Below are 25,101 nucleotides of genomic sequence, written 5' to 3' on the forward strand. Positions count from 1 at the left end.
ACATGTTTCGAGACTTTACATTTCGTGCGATGAATTCACACATTCAAGTCTTATTGGAATCGGAAAAGTCAACCGCTGAGCTTGAAATCCCTGTATTGGATGGTTTTGATCTTGCTGAGCAAAGGTTTAGCCGGTTTCTTCCGACAAGTGAATGCTCATATCTCAATGCGAGAAGTGGTCAGCTAAGTTTTGTTTCCGACAGCATGCTCGAAGTTCTTGAACTAGCGAGGCATTATAAGGAACAAACAAATGGTGCTTTTGATATTTGTGTTGGACATGCAATGGAACAGGCTGGATATAGACAATCATTTGATCGTATACAGGAACGAATGATGGAGCTTGAGCAACCGAATTCTCCTCCATACTCAGGTATGGCGCTGCAAGTGGATCCTTGGATGAAATCGGTTCGCTTATCAGCTGGGGACAAAGTGGATTTCGGTGGAATTGTGAAAAGCTGGACTGCACAGCAGGTTGCGAATCGTTTGAGGACGGATTGGCGAGTTCGTAGAGGTTTCATAAATGCTGGCGGAGATGTAACGGTATGGGGAGGGGCTGCAGTGAATGAGCCTTGGTGTGTCGGGATTGCCAATCCCTTCGAAACGGATCCGTCCAAGGAAGTTACGCTTCAACTACGAACAGGTGCTGTAGCTACTTCCAGCATTTTACGAAGACGTTGGCTAACGAACGCAGGGGAGATGCACCACTTGATAGATACACGCACGATGCGGCCAAGCCTATCATCTGTTGTGCAGTGCACAGTTGTCGGTCAAGATTTGATTGCATGTGAAGTCTGGGCAAAAGTGTTGTGTATGCTCGGAATGGAGGAAGGAGTTCCGCTCTTCCAACGTAGATCCCAAGACATGGAAGCGCTCATATATACCTCTGTTGGTGATGTGTTTCAAGTGAAGCCGCTTCTCGGGAGCATGGAGCATTCCTGGACAGGGTTGAAAGGAGAAAGAAGCTTATGATTCATTTCTTGATTGAACTGCCAACCTGGATGCTTATTCGGACCTTTGGTCTACTTTCTTATTTAACTTTGTTCGTTGGCATGGCGATCGGTATTACCTATAGCTTTCCTCAGATCAAAGGGCATAAGAAAGGCCAACTGCTCCGCTGGCACACCTATGCGAATTTAACAGGAACCTGCTTTGCCCTTCTGCACACGGCTTTTCTCATTATAGATACTTTCATGCCTTTCGACTGGGCGGAACTGTTAATCCCTTTTTCAGCTAAAAATAATCCAGTACTGAACGGCTTGGGGACGATCGCCATGTATGGTTTACTCCTTGTACTGTTTACAACAGATATTCGACATAAGTTGAAAAGAAAGGTATGGCTTGCCCTTCATCTGTTGTCTTATCCGATATTTGTATTGTCCCTGCTGCATGGATTCTTCCTAGGGACAGAAAGTAAGCAAGGCTGGGCAGCCATGATGTATATCGCATCAGCGATCATTCTTGTGAGTTTAACGCTGGTTAGATTTCAATTGTCGTCACGTAAACGTCAAGTTAAGGTAGGTCAATCGAAGCAAATATGATACAGAGTTCCAATCCATGCGATTGGGACTCTTTTGCGTATTCCCTTGTTGCGAAACATGTCGAAAATGTCTATAGTTAAAGGGTATTTATTATGAAATGAGGATAGAAAACCGACATGGCAAAAGCAAAGATTACGGAGCTTGATATTGTCAGAGCTATTTCCATCTTGGCTGTGGTTCTGATTCATGTAACGGCGGACTGGACAGTAGATCCAGCGTTGAAAGGCAGCAGCACGCAGCTGTTTATTTTATTTTTGAACAAAATAAGTTATTTTGCTGTTCCTGTCTTTATTTTTTTGAGCGGTATCGTGCTGTTCTATATTTATGCGGATAATTGGAGCGCTAAGCAAGCAGGCATATTCTATTGGAAACGCGTACGGCAAGTGCTCGTCCCCTATATCGTTTGGTCCTTTTTCTACTATATATATAATCCGTGGTTATGGACGCCAGGGCATCCCTTTAAAATAGATTTAAGTGTATTTCTCAAACAGCTAAAATGGGCAGATTCCGGCTATCATTTATATTTTATGATCATTATTGTGCAGTTCTACCTGCTGTTTCCATTGCTCGTCTGGGCAGTAAGGCATGCAGCATGGTTTCGTAAAACACTAGCCTTTTGGGGATTAGCGATTCAAGCTGGTGTCTACATCTATAGTCACTGGGTCGGACCTATCAGCCATAAGCCTGAGCTATGTATCACCTATTTCGGTTATTTCCTAGTTGGCGGCGCCATCGGGATGAATTACAGAAATTTCCGCGCGTGGCTGGATCGTAACAAAGGGTGGGTCATTCCATCCTCAATCTTGAGTGGTTTGGTGTACACGGGACTGTATTTATTAGCTTCTAGAGGATATTCTTTTGAAAATACATGGTATGAGATTGCGTGGCTGCTGTACAACCTTGGCATTGGTGTGAGCATGATCTGGATGGCTAAGGAGCTCTTGTTAAAATGGAAGCGTGTGGCGAGCTTTTTCGTCTCACTGGGGATGGTCTCCTTCGGCGTCTACCTGATGCACCCCGCCCTACTCTCCTTATGGAAATATAAGGTTCACATGCCGGGATCAATTCTACTATTTAATGTCTACAATGGCATTGTGTTTGTCTTGATTGTGGCCATACCTTGGATCTTAACTTTGCTGTATCGAAAGGGAAGAAAAGTTTTGTTGAAATGAGGTAGGAAACCTCTGAGCAGTAGCTCGCACTAGCATTTGTACCAGCTAATACGGGAAGAGTTCCATTCTAGCACCATTCTGGTCAGATATTTTGACCAGCACCTGCATAAAGAAACAATGATGCCTCAGCTTTCACAAAAGCGGCTCCCACAAAACTGCGAAAATGCAGCTTTGGTGGGAGCTTTTTCGTGGGAAAGGGGAATGCGTGCCTTGAACGAGCATTAGGAACTGGCAGAGGTTCTGCCCGCGCACCATCCACTGAGCCCCAGTACGAGTATCAGTAGTGTGGACTATTAGCAGATCTTCCGCACGAGCACCAACATCCTGCATCCTCCGTCTAGCCTTCGAGCGAGCTCTACTAGCATGGTTCCCGCGCTGCGAATTAATCTCCGAGCCTCTCGCATGAGCACCAGCAACTAGCGTAGTTCCACGCCGCGTATCAAACGCCGAGCCTCCCGCATGAGCACCAGCAACTAGCATAGCCCCCACAACACACATCAACCATTGGCCTCTCGCATAAGTTCCATCAACTAGCATGGCTCCCACACCGCACATCAACCATTGGCCTCTCGCATAAGTTCCATCAACTAGCATGGCTCCCGCACCTCTCACCTACATCACGAAACTGTACCTACACCAGCTTTCATAAAAAACACAAGCAAAATTGCAAAAAGGCATCTTTAGTGGGGGGTTTTCCGTGGAAATGCGAGATAAGTGCAGAAAGGCACTTATTTTTGGTTATATCGTAAAGAAAGCATGTTTTCTTGCGAAAAGGATGCTTATTCTCCTAGGCCCCCTAAAGAAACTGGAGTCTTCCTACCCATTTTATTAAAATAGGGATAAGGGAGATGATCCGGTATGGGAAAAAGGTTGAACCAAGAAGAACGTCTTAAAATTGTTAAAGAAGCATTGGCTGGAGTTAAGGTTGGGGTGTTAGCCCGCATGTACGACATTCATCCAGAAACTATCCGGGAGTGGATTAGGGAGCATCGTGATTCCATTCCACAAGAAGAAATACCTAAGGCTGACGAGCATTTACAGGAACTTCAAAGGCTACAAAAAGTTGAAGAACGCTATGAAAAGGCCTGTAAGGTGCTTGGTGAAAAGGAACTAGAAATTGAGATTTTACGTGAGCTGCTAAAAAAGAAGAACCCCGCTTATCTGAAAAATTTGAAGTAGCAGACCTATTTATTAAGCGGGGAAATCCAACTGCAAAGGTTCTGCGCATACTTGGATTGTCAGAATCCACCTACTATGATCGGAAAAAGCGAGCTGCACAATTGGAACCAAAAAGCCCGGAAGTTGCTGTAATGGGGCGTCCAGTGCCTGGCTATTCGCTTACGGAATCGGGGGATACGGTTAGTGACGAACAGATCAAAGAGTGGCTGCTCGAACTCCTTGAAGGCGAAGAACATGTCTACGGCTATAAGCTTCTAGCACAATGTGTTCGCAACCAACGTGGTGTGATACTGAACAAAAAGAAGTCGTATCGCTTGTGTAAAGAGCTAGGAATCCTTCAAAAACAACGCAAAAGGATCCAAACACATCCTCGCAGATTAGCGAAAAACAGATCCATTACGGGGCACAACCAGCTCTGGCAAATGGATATTAAGTATGGTTATGTCATTGGACAGGAACGTTTCTTTTATGTACTCAGTATTATTGATGTGTTCGACCGCGTCGTCGTTGGACAATACAAGGGTCGGGTATGTGAAGCCAAACATGCCGTCCAAACACTGTGGAACGCGTTACAGAACCGGACAACAGCAAATGAAACGTTACCCGTCGTTCGAACGGACAACGGGCCACAATTCATTAGCAAGTTATTTCAAGACACCTGCGAGAGCCTTGATCTAGTCCATGAGCGCATACCGCCACGAACCCCGAACTTGAATGCCTTCATCGAGTCTTTCCATAGCCTGCTAGAACGCGATCTCTTCAGTCAAAGAGATTTCATGACCTTTGATGAAGCGTATAAGGGGCTCGACGACTATATGGACTTTTACAACAATCGTAAGATGCACGGTAGTTTGAAGTTAATGCCACCAAGGAAGTTTTCGGAATGGGTAAAGACGCTCGACGACTCATCAGCATTTCATAATTCCATGTAAACGCTCGAAATAAAGAGTATTTCTAAGAATGAGCAAAGACTGTAGGCTAAGACTCCGGATTAAAGGGGCCTAGCCGTATTTGCAACAATTTACTAGTTTTGAGCCGGAATGAGGTGAAAAGGTTGCACTTTCGCATCTTTGGTCTACTTTTTATCCTTTTCTTCAGCTCCCCGCACCACTACAAGCCCGATCACAAGTCTCAGCCACCGCACCACTACAAGCCCGATCGCCAACTTAAGCTCCCCTCATCATCAGTTACCAGCCCCACTATCTACTCTAGCATCTTCGTCCTCACGACCCCAGTCTCTGCAACCGCCTCAACACCAGCCCGCCCAAACACCTCTCATTTCAATTCTGATTAGCATTTGAAAATCGCTCCAAATTCAAGGATACTGATAGAAAAGAGATAGAGGAGTGGACCCATTCATGAATGCAATCATTGATCTACTAAAAAGTCATCGCTCTATTCGTAAATTTACGAATGAGCCCGTAAGTACCGAGCAACGCGAGGCGATTATTCAGGCAGCTCAAGCTGCCTCCACCTCGAGCAATATGCAAGCTTACAGCATCATCCATGTGACAGATGCTGATCTGAAGAACCAGCTAGCCGAGCTAGCTGGCAATCAAGCTTACGTCAGCGAGTGCCCGCTGTTCCTCGTGTGGTGCGCAGACCTACACCGCTACGCGGAGGCGGTCCACCAACACGTGGACACGCCGGTCACCGGCAATGCTGAGAATCTCATCATTGCCACGGTCGAGGCTGCATTAGCTGCGCAAAATGCAGCGATCGCTGCCGAGTCACTCGGCCTCGGCGTCTGCTATATCGGTGGGCTGCGCAATAAGCCCGCGGAAGTATCCGAGCTGCTGGGCCTGCCTCAGCTTGTGTACCCGATCTTCGGCATGTGCATCGGCATGCCGGACCAAGAGCCGCTGCACCGCCCGCGGCTCCCGCTTGAAGCCGTATACCATGAGAATCGGTATACGCACAACCCATCCGCGGTCGAGGCATACGACGAAACGCTCCGCGATTACATGAACGTGCGTACCGGCGGCAAAGTCGATACGACCTGGTCCAAGGAAATGGCTGCGAAAGCGCAGCGTCCAAGGAAGCATATGAAAGCCTTTCTGAGCAGCCAAGGCTACGAAGTAGAATAAACTTGGTCTTACTGCGCCCCACGCATTCATATCTCGACGACTTGTCTCATACAATGGAAGTAGGTAGAGCTAGGTTCGAGGTTATTATGAACGAAAGGCGTGTGATTCGGTTGAAAGGTTTCAAAAATATCGTGTACATGAGTTTGGCGGTCGGCATGTTATTTTATTCCATTCCCCAATTGAATTTTCGCGAAGTGGGCTCATTGCCGATGATTTTTAGCGTCATCTGGCTTGTGATGGCCTTGCTTATCATCGCTGCTCATTTGCACCAAATCCTTGGTGTAGATGAAGAGAAACGCAAGCAACAACTCCGCATTAACCGGATGAAGAAATGGCAAATGGAACAGCTTGTACAAGGCAGACGGAAGCTTCTTCAATTCCGTAAGTAAGCGAAGAATGAGCTAAACTTTGACTTCGAACATATGTTTGGTATAATGAATATGAAGCATCCAATCCTATAGGGTTGGATGCTTTTCCATCTTCCAAACCCTCATTGTTCTTACCCAGTGGAACGATTATACTAGTAGTACAGACTAATACAGGATCTAATAATGAGGTGTAACAGTTGGATACACATTCCGTCGATACATTAACGAAGCATGAGCAGATTTTGCGGTACATTGAGGACTTGAAGCTAGGAAGTCGGATTTCTGTACGCAAAATCGCCAAAAATATGGAAGTCAGCGAAGGCACAGCATACCGCGCAATTAAAGAGGCCGAGAATCAGGGTCTCGTTTCAACGAAAGAGCGGATCGGAACCGTTCGTGTCGAGAAGAAGCTTCGTCAGAACATTGATAAGCTGACTTTTGCCGAGGTTGTGAACATGGTGGATGGCCAGGTGCTTGGCGGAGCGAAGGGGCTGCATAAGACGCTGCATAAGTTCGTCATCGGTGCAATGGAGCAAGACGCCATGATGCGTTACATTGAGGCAGGCAGCTTACTTATTGTAGGTAACCGGAATAAAGCTCACTTGTGTGCACTCGAGCAAGGCGCCGGCGTTCTCATTACAGGTGGATTTAATACGAGTCCTGACGTCAAAGTTCTAGCGGATGAGCTGGAACTGCCAATTATTTCAAGCAGCTATGACACGTTTACCGTCGCATCCATGATTAACCGGGCAATCTACGATCGTTTGATCAAAAAGAAAATCATGCTCGTGGAAGATATTCTCGCCTCTGGTGCAGCTCTCTTCGCCTTAAAGGCGAACAGTACATTGAAGGATTGGCAGCGCATGTCCGAAGATACGGGCTACAGCCGCTTTCCTGTTGTCGATGAGTGGAATCGGATTATCGGTGTTGTAACGTCCAAAGATATGGTTGGCGCGAGTATCCAGCAATCCGTTGATAAATTAATGACACGCAATCCATTAACCGTTTCGCCTCAGACATCGGTCGCATCTGCCGCACACATGATGGTGTGGGAAGGCATTGAGCTTTTGCCAGTTGTGGATACCAATCGCAAAATCGTCGGTGTGCTGAACCGCAGCGATATTTTGAAAGCCATGCAATCGATTCAGAAACAGCCGCAGAACGGCGAAACCTTTGAAGATTTGATCTGGTCCGGGATGGAAGAGGTCAGAGATGAGAAGGGCAAACTGCAATTTCATGGCGTAATTACCCCGCAGATGACGAATCATTTGGGGACGGTTTCGGAAGGGGTTCTCACGACACTTATGACGCAGGCGGCTTACCGTATTGTGCAGGAGCATAAGAAGGGAGATCTCGTCATGGATAATATGTCGACCTATTTTCTGAAGCCGCTTCAGATTGATTCCAAAATAGAAATACGACCCACCATCATTGAGGTGAGCCGTAAATTTGGCAAGATCGATGTAGAAATTTATCATGTAGGAGCCCTGGTTTCCAAGGCGATGCTAACCGCACAAGTGATCTAGCGGAGCAGACGATCAAAGTGACCGTGATTTCGGATACCAACGAAAACATTGAATACACCGATCAATACGAGCACGGTACCGAAAATGCGGCGGAAGCTGGATTCACTGAAGAAGAAGATCTGTGTAATCGCAATGAGTACTAGCATCAAGCCCATGCAAATGTTCATGCGTGCTGTGTACAAGCCTCGTTTGGCAGCATCTGATTCGCGACGTGAGCGAATGCTATAGAACAAGGTAAGCCCAAGGAAGAGGCAAATAAGAATGAATAACGTCAATTGTATGGCGTACATAACGACAATCCGTCCCTTTTCGTTGAATTTACAATTAACTTTAGCGATTTTAAGAGGGGATTGCAAGATGAGCGACCATTTCATGTTATGTTTTTTTCTCTTGCGCTGTAATCCAAAGGGTTAATTCGGTTTGGATTAACACAATGGATTTGACCTCGACGACATATTTTTTATCGTGCAGGAAATACGTTCTTTGCGTGATCAATCGCTCATAAAGGGGCTGTGAATCCCGGACGAAAGTTGCCTTTTGGCCAATGACGAGCTTGAGCTCCGCTTTCACATCGCCTTCGATTTCCTTTTGAATATCCTCACTGATTAGATCATCTTGATTTTTGGGCATCAGATGAACATTAATAACATTGACTAAGGTTTGATTATTTTTGGTTTTTTTCAAGCTAGCGATATCATCTTCGAGATCACTATTTTCCTGCAAAACTTTATGCAATTGCACATATAACTCGTTGTATGTGTGTTGATGAATACTCATGTACACGGCACTCCCAATGATCGCTCCCGACAACAGCAGTCCAAAGCTCGCCAGCAGTCGTTGGTATCTTGCAAAAGGAGGGATTCTCAAGGCTGATGCCCACCTTTGCAGATCATTTGAATAAGCGCAGTTCCAAATTGTGCCCCTGTAAAAGCAACGACGATATAGACAATCTGCTTGATTGCCGGATTGAGATGGCCGATGGCCACGTGACTTTCAATATAACGGATTGGATCAATGGTACCGCCAACCGCAGCGACCATCGCCCAAATCTTGATATTTTCCGAAATGGTCAGCATTTTCTCCGTTGGAGATTGCAATGTTAATACGGCTGCGATGCCGCTCAGCATACTGCCTCCGAATACAACCCCAAACGCAATACAGAAATACATGATAATACTTGCCCAAAAGCCAGCCATGTGCCAATCGCTTCCTTTCTACTGAGTTGGAGGACAATCTCTCTCTACTACTGTATGGGACTGGCTAGCTCCAATATGATAAAATGTAAGGAATAAATCACGAAAGAAGGGGGGAACCAGCGGATGAGTTCGTTTGTACATCTGCATGTGCATAGTGAATATAGTTTATTAGACGGTGCGGCACGGATGGAGGAGCTTGTTTCACAAGCGGCTAATCTGGGCATGACCTCTCTGGCGTTGACAGATCATGGCGTCATGTACGGGGCGATCGCATTCTACAAAGCTTGCAAACAGCGGGGCATCAAACCAATTATTGGCTGTGAGGTTTACTTCACTTCGAGTTCCATTCGTGAAAAAGGGACACGGCAGGAACAGCCGATTTATCACCTTATTTTGCTTGCCAAAAATTTCAAAGGCTATCAAAACCTAATGAAGCTCACGTCGATTGCACATCTACAGGGCTTTCACTATAAACCGCGTATTGATTTAGAACATTTGTCCCAGCACTCGGAAGGGCTCATTTGCCTTAGTTCCTGCTTAGGCAGTGAGGTTTCTCAGCATTTGCTGCATAACCGATATGACGAGGCTCGCAAAGCAGCAGAGCGTTATCGCGACATATTCGGTGATGATTTCTTTCTGGAGATTCAAGATCATGGCATGATTGAGCAGAAAAAAGTGATGGTTTCCATGATCGAATTGAGCAAAGAAACCGGGATTCCTTTAATTGCAACGAATGATGTGCATTATGTAACAGAGCCAGACCATGTGATGCAGGATATTCTTATTTGTATAGGCACTGGCAAAACGGTAGAGGACACGGATCGGCTCAAGATGGGAACAAGTCAGATGTATTTGAAAAGCGAAGAGGAAATGCGGCGTTTATTCGTCCATGTGCCTGAAGCGCTTGCGAATACTGCTGTGGTTGCCTCGCGCTGTGAATTAGAACTGACGTTCGGTAAGTCGATTTTGCCAAGTTTTAGTCCGATACCTGAGCATTTAACAGCAGGGGCTTATTTGCAGGAGCTGTGCAGACTAGGGCTAGAACAGCGTTATGGCAGCAAGCCTGAGTGGCACGATGCGAGCCATCCTTTGAGAAAACAAGCCGAAGAACGACTCTCTTACGAGCTTGGTGTCATAGCGAACATGGGCTTCTCGGATTACTTTTTAATCGTGTGGGACTTTATTCGATTCGCGCATGAGAAACGGATCATGACAGGGCCAGGGCGGGGATCCTCTGCGGGAAGCTTAGTAGCGTATGTCCTCCGCATCACGAATGTCGATCCGCTGCAATATAAGCTGCTATTCGAACGATTTTTGAATCCGGAACGGATAACGATGCCCGATATTGATATCGATTTTAGCGACGAACGTCGGGATGAAGTTATTGATTATGTCGTTGCCAAATATGGTCATGAACACGTTGCCCAAATTATTACCTTCGGAACGATGGCAGCGAAAGCCGCAGTTCGGGATGTAGGGCGTGTCCTCAATGTGCCCTATGGGGATGTGGATCGTGCAGCTAAAGCAATTCCGAATCAACTTGGGATGACTTTGAAGGAAGCACTTCAGGTTAGCTCAGATTTGAAAGGGATGGTAGCCAGACAACCGAAGACCGCAGAACTATTAGAGATGGCTATGCGAGTTGAGGGGATGCCGCGCCATGCTTCAACGCATGCTGCCGGAGTCGTCATTTCGCGAGAGCCGCTGACTCATTACGTACCTCTACAAGAAGGAACGACACAGACGGCACTCACCCAATATACGATGGAGCATTTAGAGGCCATCGGACTCCTCAAGATGGATTTCTTGGGCTTACGGACGCTATCCATTATTGAACGAACGGTTGATTGGCTTTCCGAAATGGAAGAGGTTCAGATTAACTTCGATCTCCTGAATATGGATTCGGATGATATCACCTATGAGATGCTCAGCAGAGGGGAAACAACAGGCGTATTCCAATTGGAGTCAACAGGCTGTCGCAAGGTCCTCAAGGACTTGAAGCCATCCGAATTCGAAGATATTATTTCCGTCTTAGCCTTGTATCGTCCAGGTCCGATGGAGTTTATTCCCAAATATATTGCCGGTAAGCACGGACAAGTGGAAGTTGTTTATCCGCATCCAACGCTTGAGCCCATTCTTCGGGACACATACGGCATCATCGTGTATCAAGAGCAAATCATGCAAATTGCCTCGTCTATGGCTGGTTTCAGCTTAGGAGAAGCGGATCTATTACGTAGAGCTGTTTCCAAAAAGAAGCGGGAAGTCCTCGATGAAGAGCGTACACATTTCGTTTCGGGAAGTTTACGTCAAGGCTTTAACGCGGATGAGGCGAACCATGTGTACGATATGATCGTGCGTTTTGCCGATTACGGCTTCCCACGAGCGCATGCAACAGCCTATGGCGTCCTTGCTTTCCAAACGGCTTATCTTAAAGCGCATTATCCGATCTACTTCATGGCCTCGATGCTAACCGCCGTTATGGGGAATCATCGCAAGGTCGCTGAGTATGTGGACGAATGCAGACGAGTGAAGTTAGCTGTCCTGCCACCCGATGTGAACGGCAGTGGAACGGTATTTACGCCGGATTCGAGTGCTGGCGCGATCCGATTTGGACTGGCTGCTATCAAAAATGTCGGAACACAAGCCATCGATGCCATTCTTAGTGAGAGAAAGAAAGCTCCGTTTGAGAGCTTGCTTGATTTCTGTCGCAGGGTCGACCTTCGTGTTTGTAATAAAAGGGTGGTTGAATCGCTGATTCAAGGCGGAGCTTTCGATTCGCTTGGCGGTCATCGTGCCCAACATCTCGCTATCCTAGATGAAACCATTGCTTCTGCTACGAAATGGCGCAAGGAACGGGACGATCTGCAGCTTCACCTGTTCGGATTCGTTGAAGAGCCGAACTGGGAGGTGGAGGTGCCGAATATCCCTCCAATGCCGCAATCCAAGCAGCTGGAGCTCGAGAAAGAGCTGCTCGGTATGTATATCTCTGGTCATCCACTGGATGCCTACACGGAACAGCTAGCAGAGCTGGATGCCGTAATGCTGCATCAGTTAACAGAACTTCCAGATCATAGCGATGTTCTGGTTGCGGGGATGATCCTCTCGAACAAGACAATCGTCACCAAAAAGGGTGACCCGATGGCGTTCATGGAGCTGGAGGATCGCATTGATAAGGTCGAGGTGGTCTTGTTCCCCGAGACCTGGAAGAAGTCGGCTCCGCTCGTGCAGAAGGGCAGACTGGTCCTCGTCCGTGCGAAGCTGCAGCTTCAGGACGAGGACCCGCCCAAGCTGCTCGCGGAGCAGCTTGCTGCGCTGGACGACCCGGAGGCCGTCCAGCGGCTTCGCCGGCAGCCAGCGGGCAGACGATCCCCTGACGACGTCAGGGATCGTGCACCGCGCCCGGCTGCCTCACAGAGCGGCGCGCGCAGCGCCGCTCCAGCACCGCAGGCGGCCCCGGCAGCGGGCCGCCCACAGCCTACCGCTGCTGAGGCGAAGCCGCAGCGCGTGTTCGTCAAGATCACGGCTGACTGCGAGCAGCCGGATAAGCTCCTGCAGCTTAAGGCGCTGTTGAAGCTGCATAAGGGTCAGCTTGCGGTTGCGCTATTCTATGAGAGCAGCAACAAGCTCTTGGCCTTGAGCGACCAGTACCGGGTCGATCCGAACAAGGATCTTACGCGCATGATCGAGACGATTATGGGCAAAGATTCCGTCCGAGTAAAATGAGAAAATATTAATCGTTGTTTTTCTCTTGTCGTTCTTGTGGTAAATATGACTTCCTCCGCATATGAATAGGAACCCGGCTTTTCTTATTCATATAAGCATCCCATTGCTAGGAGGAGGATTTATGACCGAACAACACATGATCCAGCTACTCCAGAAACGCGGCGTGTCCGTGGATCAAGTCTCAGAAATTGTATACAAGCTGCAGAAGCCGTATAATGATCAACTCACGATTGAAGAATGTGTAGACAGTGTAATGGCCGTACTTTCTAAGCGTGAAGTGCAATACACCCTCTATACAGGGATTGCACTGGATGAATTAGCCGAGAAGAAACTGCTGCCAGAGCCGCTGCAATCGATTCTTGAGGTGGATGAACCACTCTATGGGGTAGACGAGACTTTAGCTCTAGGAATTGTTCATGTTTATGGGATGATCGGTTTAACCAGCTTCGGCTACTTGGATAAGGAAAAAATTGGAATTATTCGCGCTTTGAATGATGATCGTAGCGCTGTTCATGTGTTTCTAGACGATTTAGTTTGTGGATTAGCGGCAGCAGCCTCAGCCAGAATCGCTCACCAAAATGAGCATGCACCTGATTATAGCTCTAAACACCGTCTGGACTAAGCCTAAATAGTTCAGGCTTTATTTAACATATAGAAATGATATGTTTCACGCGATAAATCTGCTATATTTCTAGATAAACGCTCACGTCCAAAGTGGACTGTGTAGTCGTTTATTTTCGTTTCATCGATGTGCTCTGTTGCGGGCAAAAGTGGAATTATGCTATCATTATTGCATTGTGTGTTCCTATGCGTATAAAGGATGTTATTATCGTCATTGCTTAGTTGCCTTAGTGGTTGTAGTTGCACGTCATAGGAGGTTTATTCATGTGGACGGTGATCTATATAGCTCCTACTGCGAAAATTGCAGAGCGGATTAAACAGAGACTGACGGAAGAAGGTTTTCTAGTTCAGGTACGAGGCATCTCTTTATCCAAAAATCAGTTTGAAATTGTTGTTCCCGAAGGGGAGCTAGAAGAAGTACAAGAAGTGCTCAATTCTATTTTACATAGATAAATAAAGTAGAACTAAGAAACGTGGCTTGTCAGGGAATATAGATCATAGCCAAGTAGAGGTGGAAATGTGCTAAAGGATTTATTTCAAAAGCGAAAATATGCAACGATTCCTTCCGAGAGAACGAAAAGGGATATTCCTGAGGGTTTAATGAATAAATGTCCGAAGTGTGGCACGATTCAAACAAGCAAAGAGCTTGAGAAGAATCTAAAAGTGTGTACGTCTTGCGGTTATCATTATCGTTTAAGCGCATCTGAACGAATCCAACTTACGCTCGATGAAGGTCAATTTGTAGAATTTGATGCGGATATGATCTCCGAAGATCCATTGCAGTTTCCTGATTATGTCGAGAAATTGGACAAAGCCAAGAATGCAACGAAACTTCAAGATGCGATTATGACGGGTCAAGGAACAATTGGCGGTTTTCCGGTTATCGTTGCGGCGATGAGCTTTGATTTTATGGGAGGCTCGCTAGGTTCCGTTGTCGGTGAGAAAATGACGAGAGCCGTCGAAATTGCGATTGAGAAAAAGCTTCCGATTCTCATTTATTCCACATCTGGTGGCGCACGTATGCAAGAAAGTATTCTTAGCCTTATGCAAATGGCCAAAACGAGTGCAGCATTGTCCAAGCTCAGCGAGGATGGCGGATTATTCATATCTATTATTACCGATCCGACATTCGGCGGGGTTTCGGCGAGCTTTGCGATGCTTGGCGATATTATTATTGCAGAACCGGCTGCTTCGTTTGGTTTTACGGGCCGCCGTGTTATCGAGCAAACGATTAAGCAGAAGCTTCCGGATAATTTCCAAACATCTGAATTCAATCTCGAGCATGGTCAGCTCGACAAGGTCGTCTGCCGCAAGGATATGAGACCGACGTTAATTAAGCTGCTCGACATGCATGGAACGAAGGAGGAGGCGACTTATGGCGGGTGAAATGCCGTTTGAACAGCCACTGGCGGAACTAAAAAGCAAAATTGCAGAGCTGCGTAAATTTGGGGCAGAAAAGCAAATCGACTTTTCAGAGGAAATTCGCCGTTTGGAAGAAAGATATGCTCAATTAGAGGATGAACTGTATACAACGATGACGTCTGCGGAGAAAATGCAATTAGCACGTCATCCTCAAAGACCGACGACGATCGATTATATTAACACAATTTTTACGGATTTCATTGAGTTTCATGGTGATCGCTTATATGGTGATGATCTAGCTATCGTTGGTGGACTGGCGAAACTTAACGGGGTACCCGTGACGGTTGTTGGTCACCAAAAAGGGAAAGATACGAAGGACAATATCGCACGTAATTTCGGATGTCCGCACCCTGAAGGGTTCCGTAAAGCGCTGCGTTTGATGCGTCAAGCTAACAAATTTAAGCGTCCCATTGTGACATTTATTGATACCAAAGGGGCATTCCCTGGGAATGCTGCGGAAGAACGCGGTCAAGGAGAAGCGATTGCCAGAAATCTACTGGAAATGGCCTCTTTTCGTGTGCCGATCATTTGTATCGTTATCGGAGAGGGCGGCAGTGGCGGCGCTCTTGCATTAGGTTTAGGTAATAAGGTGTTAATGTTGGAGAACGCGATCTATTCGGTTATTAGTCCCGAAGGCGCGGCTTCGATTCTTTATAAAGATGCTTCTAAAGCATTACACGCGGCAGAAGCTATGAAAATTACGGCTGATCACATCCTTGAACTCGGTGTCATCGATGGAATCATACCGGAGCCCAAGGGCGGCGCTCACCGGGATTTACCAACACAAGCCGAACATATTAAATCAGCGATCTGGGAACAGCTTCAGCAACTGCTAAGTTTGAACGAACAGGAGCTGCTCGAGGACCGTTACCGGAAATTTAGAGATATCGGTCGGTTCACATTCACTCAGGAGGGTAACAGTAACCATGCGTAAAACCAAAATTGTCTGTACGATTGGACCAGCAAGCGAATCACAAGAAAATCTTAAAAAGCTTCTAGAAGCGGGCATGAACGTAGCTCGTCTTAACTTCTCCCACGGAGATTTTGAAGAGCACGGTGCACGTATCCGCAACCTTCGCGCTGCATCCGCCGAGACTGGTAAAGTAGCTGCAATTTTGCTTGATACCAAAGGACCGGAAATCCGTACAGGTAAGTTAAAAGAAGAGCCAATTGAGCTTGTTCAGGACAAGCATATTATTTTGACAACCGAAGAAATTCTTGGGGATACAGACCGTATCTCAGTTACGTATTCGGAGCTGCCGCGTGACGTTAAAGTCGGATCAACGATTCTGATCGATGATGGTTTAATCGGTCTTACGGTTGTTGATATTCGTGGAACTGAGATCGAATGCCGTATCGTCAATGGCGGAACGATCAAGAGTAAAAAAGGTGTTAACGTACCAGGTGTGAAAATCAGTCTTCCAGGTATCACAGAAAAAGATGCGAATGATATCGTGTTCGGTATCGAACAAGGTGTAGATTTCATCGCAGCTTCTTTCGTGCGTAAAGCAAGTGATGTCATGGAAATTCGTGAATTATTGGAGCGTCACAACGCTTCGCATATCCAAATCATCTCCAAAATCGAAAACCAAGAAGGCGTTGACAACCTTGACGAAATTCTTGAAGTTTCCGACGGTTTGATGGTTGCTCGTGGAGATCTTGGTGTTGAAATTCCTGCTGAAGACGTGCCCGTTGTTCAAAAGCAAATGATCAAAAAATGTAACATCGTTGGTAAACCGGTTATTACGGCTACAATGATGCTCGATTCCATGCAACGTAACCCGCGTCCTACACGTGCGGAAGCAAGTGACGTAGCGAATGCGGTATTCGACGGAACAGATGCGGTAATGTTGTCCGGTGAAACAGCTGCTGGGAAATACCCAGTTGAATCCGTTGAAACGATGGCTCGTATTGCTGAGCGTGCAGAAGCGGCTTTGGAATATAAAGAAATTTTCCTTCGTCAAGCACAAGCGCAACAAGTAACTGTAACAGAAGCGATCTCGCAAGCCGTAGCAAACTCCGCATTAGAGCTAGGTGCGAAAGCGATTCTGACGGCAACAGAAAGTGGTTACACAGCGCGTATGGTATCCAAATACCGTCCGAAATCCCCAATTATCGCAGTTACACCAAGTGAGCAAGTGATTCGTCGTTTATCCCTTGTTTGGGGTGTTATTCCGGTGTTGGGTACACAAGCGAAAACAACAGATGAGCTATTTAACCTAGCGGTAGACAGCTCCATCAAAACAGGAATCGTTTCCCTTGGCGATATCGTTGTCATCACAGCAGGCGTGCCAGTAGGACGCTCTGGAACAACGAACCTAATCAAGGTTCATCACGTTGGTGAGATGATTGCCAAAGGGACAGGCATCGGGATGCAAACGGCTACGGGTACTGTTGTAACGGCGCGCACACCTGAAGAAGCTAACGCCAAAATGGTAGACGGCGCTGTGCTGGTAACAGTTTCAACAGATAAAGAGTACATGCCGGCTGTTCAACGAGCATCTGCTTTGATTACCGAAGTGGGCGGCATCACATCTCATGCGGCAGTCGTTGCACTAAGCCTTGGGATTCCAGTCATCGTAGGTGTGGAAAATGCCGTTGAATTAATTAAAGACGGTACAGAAGTTTCCATTTACCCAGAAGTAGGCGTTATCTACTCAGGTCAAGCGAGCGTTCTGTAAGTAAAGAAATAATGAAGAGTGAAGCGAGAGTATTTCTTGCTTCACTCTTTTTTGTATTGTTGGCTTTTTGATTCTTCTAAACATGATTTAGCAATTTTCATGCCGCAGCTACTCCAATGGAAAGCCATCACGGACACCAACGCACCTCACAGCAGCATTTAAGACTCATCCCCTACCTGTGTTATAATGGAATTACAAAGTCAAAGCGGGAGGATGTATCATGACTCAGCAACGGTGGCACCAACAACAGCTGCGTGTTCGATATCAAGAGACGGATCAAATGGGGGTTGTGTATCATGCCAATTATTTGACTTGGTTCGAAATCGGCCGTACAGAGCTTATACGATCCCTAGGTTATCCCTATCGCAAAATAGAGGAAATGGGACTCTTGCTCCCCGTTACAGAAGCGGATCTCAAGTTCAAAAAACCAGCGCGATACGATGATCTCGTGGGTATCTATACATGTGTATCACAAATAAGCAGTGTGCGGATGCAATTTGCGTATGAAATTCGGAGAATAAACGACGATCTCACCGAAGAAATATTGGTGACTGGAACATCTGGTCATGTTTGGGTGAATCCTTCTTGGAGGCCAGTACGTATAGAAAAGGAAGCGCCAGAATTGTGGCAGCTTATTGCGAAGTATTCTGAAGACGGAGGCTAAACCTATGTTTAGATGGATTATCGCTATTTTTATTCTCGTTCCTGCCGTAGAAATTACCATGTTAATCATGCTTGGACATCTAGTCGGAGGTTGGATGACCTTCCTGTTAATCATAGCGAGCGGTTTCTTAGGTGCTTACTTTGCGAAGCGCGAGGGGCGCAAAGTGATAGAGTATGCGAAGTTCGAGTGGTCGCAGGGTCAGCTGCCAGCGCAGCAAATCCTTGATGGTATCTGTATTTTCCTTGGAGGGATTTTGCTCATTACACCGGGGTTCATTACGGATATTCTAGGTTTCCTGCTCGTCTTTCCTTACACAAGACCGATTTTCAAAGTATTACTGCTGGCCATCATTCGCAAGCAAATTGGCAAAGGCAACATGCACATCATCAATCGCAGATAAGTAACGATTAAACGAAAGGCTCGGTCATCCTCCTATTCAGGAGGTGCCGAGCCTTTGTGTATGTAAGCTGCTATATCATGGAAGATTCTTGCCCGATAGAAGGCGGTTATTAGGATAAGGGAGACAGGTCCGACGATGAGTCCCAGCAGCCCGAAAAGTTTTAATCCTACAAACATCGCAATAAGGGTAGCAAGTGGATCTAGGCCGACTGAGGAGGCTAATACCTTGGGCTCCATAATTTGCCGCGCGATCACAATAACGCCATACAGGACACTGAGTCCAATACCAAGCACGATATTACCTTGAGCGAAGAAAACATAGAGGATCCATGGTACCATCACTGCACCTGTTCCCAGATACGGCATCAGGTCTGCTAAACCGGTTAATAAGCCGATGGTAATCGCATAATCAACACGGAGAATAAGCAAACCGATGATCACGACGAGTGCAGTAAGTGAAACGAGAATCAACTGAGCTCTCATATAGCCGAACAAGGCTTTCTGTAGATCCGTTCGGATCAATTTAGTCGTTTTAACAATCATGTCAGAGAAGATGCCCTTATAGCGTTTGATGAGCCCGTACCAGTCTTTACTGATGAAAAAAGTGGCCAGCATCACGATGATCGTGATCGTCGCGATATTAGGTAGAGATGTCAGGAAAGCTTTGAGTGCGGCAAACGTATAGGTGATGACCAATTTACTAACGTCGGCAATAGAGCCGGCAGTCGAGGAGAGATTGGTGTTAACTGTCTCCTGATATTTTGGATTATTTTCAAAAAACTCATTCACGCGTTCAATCCATTGCTGGAAAGTGACTGAATTAATGAAGACATTGAATTCCTCGACCCATCGGTTGATTTGAAGTTGAATCGTATCCGCAAGGGAGCCAAGTTCCACGACAATATTAGCTACAAGCAAAGTGATAACCGTAACCATCGCCCCTAAAAATATGAGCATGGATAACGAGACAGACAACCACCTTGGCAGCTTTAATTTGAATTGAAAGAAATTAACTAGCGGGTTGAGCATAAGTGCGATAATCCAACCAAAAATAAATGGGTAAATGAGTGGAATGATATAGTAAAAGGCAATGGCTACTAAGAAGAGGATTATGGCCACCCATATGCCTCTGAAAATTTGGTGAACCAGTCGCGGATTTAGGATACCCATGGTAGGAATCACTCCTTGTTTCAAGTCATTTATATTGTAACATGAACATGGATAAATACGGAAATATCATGATCTTTACAAAATCTTAATATATTGAAATACAGGGTATTGGATTGTCGCCCCACTAAGCCGCATAGTACAATGGAGATATTAAGTCACTAAAAACGGAAAAATACTGGAGGATTTATGAGTATTGCGCGCGAACCAGAACTAAAGGATGTTAAGGAACTCAAAGAAGTCAAAGAAGTCAAAGAAATTTCAACCAAGTACTTAAATCGTGATTTGAGCTGGATCGAGTTCAATTGGCGTGTGCTTGAGGAAGCGCAGGATGCGAGTACACCACTGCTAGAGCGTGTGAAATTTCTGTCGATCGTATCGAGCAACCTCGATGAATTCATGAGTGTTCGTGTCGCAGGACTCAAGGATCAGATTAAGGCTGGCTACACCAAAAAGGATTTCACCGGCTACACACCGGCAGGCCTCATCAAACGCATTATGAAGCGTACAGCGAAAATGGTGACAGAGCAGTACAAGACATATCGAGAAGTGACGCGGCTTTTGACGAAGGAAGGCATTGTATTTACCGAGTATGAGGATCTAAACACGTCTCAGAAAAAGGCCATGGATGCCTACTATCATGACATTATATTCCCTGTATTGACGCCTATGGCAGTAGATCAAAGCCGTCCTTTTCCACTTGTACATAATCAGTCGTTATATTTGGCCGTTTTACTTGTACGCGAAGGCGAAGATTTGGATGAGGAGCCTTATTTTGCAATCGTCCAAATTCCTAGTAATTTAGCTCGCTGCATACCTGTTCCTACTCGTTCCAATAGTAAAAAGACAGAATTTATTCTGCTTGAGGAACTGATTGAGCATCACATTCAATCGCTATTCAGCGGATATACACCGATTTCTGTGCATGGGTTCCGTGTCACGCGTAATGCGGATCTAACGCTTAACGAAGAAGGCGCGGAGGATTTACTGGAAGAGATCGAAAAGGAGCTTAGACGCAGACGATGGGGCTCACCTGTGAGGTTAGAGGTACAAGAGGGGATTCATCCCTATGCGTTAGCGCAATTACAGGATGAATTTGAGATTGAGGAACAAATATTTGAGATCGATGGCCCTTTGGATATCACTTATTTTATGAAGCTTGCCAACACATTGAATGGGTTCGATAATCTACGTTATCCACGCATTGTTGCTAAATATCCTGTTGAGTTTGAAGACACAGCAGATTCGGCAGACTTTTTTAATATTCTCAAAATGAAAGATGTCCTCGTTCATCATCCATACGAGACCTTTGATGCAGTGACGGACTTTATCGTCCATGCCGCTTATGATCCCCACGTATTGGCCATCAAAATGACCTTATACAGGGCAAGTGGTAAATCACCGATTATTCAGGCATTGGCTAGAGCGGCAGAATCCGGTAAACAAGTGACGGTGGTTGTCGAACTGAAGGCAAGGTTCGATGAAGAGCGGAATATAGCCTGGGCGAGAATGCTGGAGAAATCGGGCTGCCATGTCGTTTACGGGCTAGTAGGACTCAAAACGCATGCCAAAATCACACTTGTTGTTCGTCAGGAAGAACATACGCTTCGACGTTATGTTCATGTCGGAACAGGTAACTACAATGACAGTACGGCGCGGCTCTATACAGATGTAGGATTATTCACGTCCAACAGTGTGATTGGAGAAGATGCTTCTGCACTTTTCAACGAAATTACGGGCTATTCCGCCCCTCATGATTGGCAATCCTTTGCCGTCGCGCCAACGGACTTGAAAGATAAGTTATTTGAGCTCATCGCACGTGAATCGGAGCATGCAAAAGCCGGTCGTCCAGCTCGAATTATTGCGAAAATGAACTCGCTATCGAATCAAGAAATGGTGGATGCGTTATACGCAGCGTCACAAGCTGGCGTGAAGATCGAACTCATCATTCGAGGTGTCTGCTGCTTGAGGCCAGGTGTGCCTGGTCTAAGTGAGAATATTACCGTTCGGAGTATTGTAGACCGATTCCTGGAACATTCACGGATTTACTATTTCGAAAATGGGGGATATGTCGATGTCTATCTATCTTCAGCAGATTGGATGACGCGTAATTTAACTCGGCGAATTGAGTTGATGTGCCCGGTTTTGGACCGAGATATGAAGAAAATGATGATTCAAATTCTAAACGTGACACTCCATGATAATGTCAAAGCGCGAGAACTCATGCCCAATGGCATGTATACGCGCATAAAAAATGAACTGACCCCTTATCGGAGCCAGTTCGAGGCGATGCGGATTACTTCATGGAAAAAACTTCGGTTTGAATCATAAGCTTAATGCCCCAGATTTTATCGAAATCTTTGGTGAATGTGTTCAGCTCCTTGAGTTCCAAGAAAGGGTTGTGCGCACAACGCAGATTAAGATTCAGGGAAGTATCATTGCGCTGGATATGGATGTCCGCATGAATGGGTTGTGTCTCGCTGGCATCCATGGCCATGGCAAGCTTAAGGATCGCACCAAGCTTAATGATTAAGGTAACATCGGATTCCAGTAATAGGTCCTTGTATACAAGTGCCTGCTGCTGGGTCCGATTTTTTGTTTTGAATGTTGCGATCATAGAGGCAATGACAATCTCACGATGACTGAGGCCGTCAATATGCGCTTCTTGAATCATATATTCGGAGTGCTTCAAGTATTGGTAGTAATGGACACTCACACCAATTCGGTACAAAAGAGCAGCTGTGTGCAGCATCTGCCTGCCCCGTGCTTCCAGATCTGTCGATGGCGCCAGCGCATCGTACAGTTGCATCGCAAAGGTATCGATATGCCGGACATGCGTGGCAGCTGCATTTGGGTGGAGTGCCAGTATATTCTGAATGCTGGCTTCCAATACGTCAGCTTTTACGGGTTGCTTCGGATTATAGGTTGCAAAGAAAAGTCCGTCGCGTAGGCCAGATCCGCTGATGAGACAAGATGAGGATTTCGCGGCATCGAAAATGGTCTCTAGAATAAGCAGGCCAGGCACCATGATATCGGCTCGTTCCTTGGCGAGTCCATCGATTTTCTTCCTTTTTTCAATAGTCAATGTAGATAAAAGTAACGAAAATTCTTGAAGCTCACCTGGCTTCATGACGTAATTGTGAGCCAGTTGAAGCGGGTATTTATTGCGCTTGCGGCTCATTTTGCCAAGTGTTCGGATCGTCCCGCCTAGTCCGACCATAGGAAGATTGGGGGACTTCATAATCCATGGCTGTGAAGCTATGGCGTCATGCACCATTTTGCGAATATCGTCCATCTCTTGATCCGTTAGATTAACGCCCTTCATAAATTGACGTGTGGTATTTACAGCTCCGAAAGGAAAAGAGACACTTTGTACTAACTCCCGATCCTTTACTAAAGAGACCTCCGTGCTTCCGCCACCGATATCAATAATCATGCCATTGCGGATATCCATGGAGTTAATGACGCCTAAATAACCGTACCGAGCCTCCTCAAAGCCGCTCAGAACCTCAATCGTGAGCCCTGTTTGTTCCTCGAGAATACGTACGATTTCTGATGTGTTGGTAGCGTTCCGAACTGCGGCAGTAGCAACGGCTCGAACGGTTGTAACAAATTGAGACTGGCATAACCTGGCATAGTGGGTTAAGATAGGAACGATTGAAATAATTTCTTTGTTATGTAAGATGCCATCAGGACCCATGCGTTCGCTAAGTCTTGCGGAATCTTTATGCTCACTTACAACGCGATAAGCTCCATGGGCATTTATTTCATAAATGACAAGTCGGATGGAGTTGGATCCGATATCGATGATGCCAATCCTAGTTGCAAGGTTGCTCATTGTGTCGCTCCTTTTTAACTCAATTCACGGATTCATTCCTTACATTGTATCAATCTCGCACAAGGTCTACAAATTTTTCCCCGCACACTGCATAATTCGAGGAAATTAACAAAAACTTGTATCGTGTGTTTAGAACCTGTGTACGAAAAATGGTGTGAAAATTCCGCCAAAAAGAATTTCTATGGTAGTGATAATTTACTTCTATGACCTCTTTTGTTCACTTACCAAGTAAAATACTTTATTATTAAGAGAAGAAAACAGCAATATTATGCTAATAGAGTAGCTAAGGAGAGATTCCCATGTCTGCAACCAAAGGTTTAGAAGGAATTGTAGCCACAACCTCGTCGATCAGCTCCATTGTAGATGGTGTGCTAACGTATCGCGGGATTGATATTGATGACCTCGCAGAAAATGCGACATTTGAAGAAGTTATTTACTTACTTTGGTTCGGTAAATTGCCTACTCAAGCTGAGCTTGAGAAATTGCAAAGCGACCTGAACGCATACAGCAAAGTACCAGACGCGGTAATTGATCTTATTCGTGCCTTCCCGAAAGATGTGAATTCCATGGCTGCGCTTCGTACAGCAGTGTCAGCACTTGCCCTGTATGATGCCGAAGCAAATGATTCAAGTTCGGAATCCAATGTACGTAAAGCCATCAAATTGCAAGCGCAAATCCCTGCTATTATCGCGGCTTTCGGCCGTATTCGTGAAGGCAAAGAGCCAGTAGCTTCTCCAGGATATTCTTCTGTAGCTGCTAACTTCTTGTTCCAACTGACTGGTAATGAGCCGGATAAAGTTGCAATCGAAGCGTTGGACAAAGCATTAGTACTTCATGCTGACCACGAGTTGAATGCATCCACATTCGCTGCGCGTGTAACAGTAGCAACATTGACAGATATCTACTCTGGTATTACTTCCGCAATCGGCACACTTAAAGGACCTCTTCACGGTGGTGCTAACGAAGCGGTAATGGTTATGCTTGAAGAGATTGGTACTGTTGAGAACGTTGTTCCTTACATTAACGGTAAATTAGAGCGCAAAGACAAAATCATGGGCTTCGGTCATCGCGTTTACAAAAACGGCGATCCTCGTGCAAAGCACTTGCAAAAAATGTCCTATGAGCTTGGTAAATTGACGGGCAACCTGAAATGGTACGAAATGTCCATTAAAGCAGACGAGTTGGTAACAGGTCTTAAAGGTTTGAAACCGAACGTTGACTTCTACTCGGCATCCGTATACACGACGCTAGAAATCCCACGTGACTTGTTCACGCCGATCTTCGCGATCAGCCGTACTTCCGGTTGGGCAGCTCATATTCTTGAGCAGTACGAGAACAACCGCTTGATCCGTCCTCGCGCTGAGTACACAGGTCCAGTTAACCAAAAATATATCCCAATTGGCCAACGCTAATTGTTCATGCATTAAGCTCAAGGTGCGGGCAGTTCGGTACCCATCCCTAGTTCATCTGGGGGAGTACTGCGACTCCCGTCACTTTTTGTGTGCCTAGCTATGCACAACA

General features: G+C 46.1%; 24 protein-coding genes. 18 read left to right on the forward strand and 6 right to left on the reverse strand.

Translation table 11 applies throughout. The features are described from left to right. Nucleotides 1–2: 2 nt before the first annotated feature. The 3 genes from ACSQ8O_RS10750 to ACSQ8O_RS10760 all read left to right on the forward strand — a co-directional run bounded on the left by ACSQ8O_RS10750 (nucleotide 3) and on the right by ACSQ8O_RS10760 (nucleotide 2,709). Nucleotides 3–968: an FAD:protein FMN transferase gene (locus ACSQ8O_RS10750; RefSeq protein ID WP_436241555.1), complete on the forward strand. Its 966-nt coding sequence runs from the start codon at nucleotides 3–5 to the stop codon at nucleotides 966–968. Beyond that, entirely contained in the window at nucleotides 965–1,537 is a 573-nt protein-coding gene (locus ACSQ8O_RS10755; RefSeq protein WP_436241556.1) for a ferric reductase-like transmembrane domain-containing protein, read from the forward strand. Before ACSQ8O_RS10750 ends, ACSQ8O_RS10755 begins: the two co-directional genes overlap by 4 nt. A gap of 116 nt (nucleotides 1,538–1,653) precedes the next feature. After that, complete coding sequence (locus ACSQ8O_RS10760; protein ID WP_436241557.1) at nucleotides 1,654–2,709, forward strand: acyltransferase; 1,056 nt, start codon at nucleotides 1,654–1,656, stop codon at nucleotides 2,707–2,709. A gap of 132 nt (nucleotides 2,710–2,841) precedes the next feature. Here ACSQ8O_RS10760 and ACSQ8O_RS10765 read toward each other — a convergent pair whose 3' ends face one another. Beyond that, nucleotides 2,842–3,303 (reverse strand): hypothetical protein, encoded by a 462-nt coding sequence (locus ACSQ8O_RS10765; RefSeq protein ID WP_436241558.1) that lies wholly within the window; start codon nucleotides 3,301–3,303, stop codon nucleotides 2,842–2,844. A gap of 264 nt (nucleotides 3,304–3,567) precedes the next feature. Here ACSQ8O_RS10765 and ACSQ8O_RS10770 point away from each other — a divergent pair, with 264 nt between their 5' ends. The 5 genes from ACSQ8O_RS10770 to ACSQ8O_RS10790 all read left to right on the forward strand — a co-directional run bounded on the left by ACSQ8O_RS10770 (nucleotide 3,568) and on the right by ACSQ8O_RS10790 (nucleotide 7,869). After that, entirely contained in the window at nucleotides 3,568–3,888 is a 321-nt protein-coding gene (locus ACSQ8O_RS10770) for a transposase (RefSeq protein WP_436240722.1), read from the forward strand. A gap of 11 nt (nucleotides 3,889–3,899) precedes the next feature. Then, the gene (locus ACSQ8O_RS10775) at nucleotides 3,900–4,820 is read left to right on the forward strand and encodes an IS3 family transposase (RefSeq protein WP_436241947.1); all 921 of its coding nucleotides are present in this window, start codon (nucleotides 3,900–3,902) and stop codon (nucleotides 4,818–4,820) included. Nucleotides 4,821–5,246: 426 nt separating this feature from the next. Continuing rightward, nucleotides 5,247–5,975 carry an oxygen-insensitive NADPH nitroreductase gene (nfsA, locus tag ACSQ8O_RS10780; protein WP_436241559.1) on the forward strand — a complete coding sequence of 243 codons (729 nt, stop codon included), beginning with the start codon at nucleotides 5,247–5,249 and terminating at the stop codon, nucleotides 5,973–5,975. An 86-nt stretch (nucleotides 5,976–6,061) separates the two neighbouring features. After that, complete coding sequence (locus tag ACSQ8O_RS10785; RefSeq protein ID WP_436241560.1) at nucleotides 6,062–6,364, forward strand: hypothetical protein; 303 nt, start codon at nucleotides 6,062–6,064, stop codon at nucleotides 6,362–6,364. A 176-nt stretch (nucleotides 6,365–6,540) separates the two neighbouring features. Continuing rightward, complete coding sequence (locus ACSQ8O_RS10790) at nucleotides 6,541–7,869, forward strand: DRTGG domain-containing protein (protein WP_436241561.1); 1,329 nt, start codon at nucleotides 6,541–6,543, stop codon at nucleotides 7,867–7,869. On the opposite strand, the gene ACSQ8O_RS10795 is transcribed toward ACSQ8O_RS10790, so the two are convergent. Genes ACSQ8O_RS10795 through ACSQ8O_RS10805 form a run of 3 tightly spaced genes read right to left on the reverse strand, consistent with a single transcriptional unit; the run spans nucleotide 7,866 to nucleotide 9,065 of the window. Further along, nucleotides 7,866–8,243 (reverse strand): YtpI family protein, encoded by a 378-nt coding sequence (locus ACSQ8O_RS10795; RefSeq protein ID WP_436241562.1) that lies wholly within the window; start codon nucleotides 8,241–8,243, stop codon nucleotides 7,866–7,868. The two genes, ACSQ8O_RS10790 and ACSQ8O_RS10795, sit on opposite strands and share 4 nt — an antisense overlap. Before the next feature lies 1 nt (nucleotide 8,244). Next, on the reverse strand, nucleotides 8,245–8,736 hold the full coding sequence (locus ACSQ8O_RS10800; protein ID WP_436241563.1) for a hypothetical protein: 492 nt from the start codon (nucleotides 8,734–8,736) through the stop codon (nucleotides 8,245–8,247). After that, nucleotides 8,733–9,065 carry a YtrH family sporulation protein gene (locus tag ACSQ8O_RS10805; protein WP_056624073.1) on the reverse strand — a complete coding sequence of 111 codons (333 nt, stop codon included), beginning with the start codon at nucleotides 9,063–9,065 and terminating at the stop codon, nucleotides 8,733–8,735. The genes ACSQ8O_RS10800 and ACSQ8O_RS10805 overlap by 4 nt, the downstream gene beginning before the upstream one ends. 123 nt (nucleotides 9,066–9,188) lie before the next feature. On the opposite strand from ACSQ8O_RS10805, the gene ACSQ8O_RS10810 reads away from it, so the two are divergent. From ACSQ8O_RS10810 to ACSQ8O_RS10845, 8 genes are all read left to right on the forward strand, one after another. Further along, a complete protein-coding gene (locus ACSQ8O_RS10810; RefSeq protein ID WP_436241564.1) occupies nucleotides 9,189–12,788 on the forward strand; it encodes a DNA polymerase III subunit alpha in 3,600 nt (1,199 codons plus the stop codon). A 121-nt stretch (nucleotides 12,789–12,909) separates the two neighbouring features. Further along, nucleotides 12,910–13,410 carry a phosphatidylglycerophosphatase A family protein gene (locus ACSQ8O_RS10815; RefSeq protein ID WP_056624067.1) on the forward strand — a complete coding sequence of 167 codons (501 nt, stop codon included), beginning with the start codon at nucleotides 12,910–12,912 and terminating at the stop codon, nucleotides 13,408–13,410. A gap of 263 nt (nucleotides 13,411–13,673) precedes the next feature. Further along, nucleotides 13,674–13,862, forward strand: a complete 189-nt coding sequence (locus ACSQ8O_RS10820; protein ID WP_028554922.1) for a hypothetical protein — start codon at nucleotides 13,674–13,676, stop codon at nucleotides 13,860–13,862. A gap of 66 nt (nucleotides 13,863–13,928) precedes the next feature. Further along, on the forward strand, nucleotides 13,929–14,795 hold the full coding sequence (gene accD, locus ACSQ8O_RS10825; protein ID WP_056624064.1) for an acetyl-CoA carboxylase, carboxyltransferase subunit beta: 867 nt from the start codon (nucleotides 13,929–13,931) through the stop codon (nucleotides 14,793–14,795). Next, a complete protein-coding gene (locus ACSQ8O_RS10830) occupies nucleotides 14,785–15,765 on the forward strand; it encodes an acetyl-CoA carboxylase carboxyltransferase subunit alpha (RefSeq protein WP_056624060.1) in 981 nt (326 codons plus the stop codon). Before accD ends, ACSQ8O_RS10830 begins: the two co-directional genes overlap by 11 nt. After that, on the forward strand, nucleotides 15,758–17,512 hold the full coding sequence (gene pyk, locus ACSQ8O_RS10835) for a pyruvate kinase (protein ID WP_436241565.1): 1,755 nt from the start codon (nucleotides 15,758–15,760) through the stop codon (nucleotides 17,510–17,512). Before ACSQ8O_RS10830 ends, pyk begins: the two co-directional genes overlap by 8 nt. Nucleotides 17,513–17,732: 220 nt before the next feature. Continuing rightward, nucleotides 17,733–18,176, forward strand: a complete 444-nt coding sequence (locus ACSQ8O_RS10840; protein ID WP_436241566.1) for an acyl-CoA thioesterase — start codon at nucleotides 17,733–17,735, stop codon at nucleotides 18,174–18,176. A 4-nt stretch (nucleotides 18,177–18,180) separates the two neighbouring features. Continuing rightward, nucleotides 18,181–18,576: an FxsA family protein gene (locus ACSQ8O_RS10845; RefSeq protein WP_056624051.1), complete on the forward strand. Its 396-nt coding sequence runs from the start codon at nucleotides 18,181–18,183 to the stop codon at nucleotides 18,574–18,576. Between the two features lie 32 nt (nucleotides 18,577–18,608). Here the strand turns inward: ACSQ8O_RS10845 and ytvI are convergent, their stop codons facing one another. Then, complete coding sequence (ytvI, locus tag ACSQ8O_RS10850) at nucleotides 18,609–19,745, reverse strand: sporulation integral membrane protein YtvI (protein ID WP_436241567.1); 1,137 nt, start codon at nucleotides 19,743–19,745, stop codon at nucleotides 18,609–18,611. 186 nt (nucleotides 19,746–19,931) lie between these two features. Here ytvI and ACSQ8O_RS10855 point away from each other — a divergent pair, with 186 nt between their 5' ends. Further along, complete coding sequence (locus tag ACSQ8O_RS10855) at nucleotides 19,932–22,073, forward strand: RNA degradosome polyphosphate kinase (RefSeq protein ID WP_436241568.1); 2,142 nt, start codon at nucleotides 19,932–19,934, stop codon at nucleotides 22,071–22,073. On the opposite strand, the gene ACSQ8O_RS10860 is transcribed toward ACSQ8O_RS10855, so the two are convergent. Then, nucleotides 22,039–23,580 (reverse strand): Ppx/GppA phosphatase family protein, encoded by a 1,542-nt coding sequence (locus ACSQ8O_RS10860; RefSeq protein ID WP_436241570.1) that lies wholly within the window; start codon nucleotides 23,578–23,580, stop codon nucleotides 22,039–22,041. The genes ACSQ8O_RS10855 and ACSQ8O_RS10860 overlap by 35 nt on opposite strands. A gap of 299 nt (nucleotides 23,581–23,879) precedes the next feature. On the opposite strand from ACSQ8O_RS10860, the gene citZ reads away from it, so the two are divergent. After that, complete coding sequence (citZ, locus tag ACSQ8O_RS10865) at nucleotides 23,880–24,992, forward strand: citrate synthase (RefSeq protein WP_436241571.1); 1,113 nt, start codon at nucleotides 23,880–23,882, stop codon at nucleotides 24,990–24,992. Nucleotides 24,993–25,101 lie beyond the last annotated feature (109 nt).

It is taken from the genome of Paenibacillus sp. LjRoot56 (assembly GCF_964253335.1).
GTDB classification, from domain to species: Bacteria; Bacillota; Bacilli; order Paenibacillales; family NBRC-103111; genus Paenibacillus_E; species Paenibacillus_E allorhizoplanae.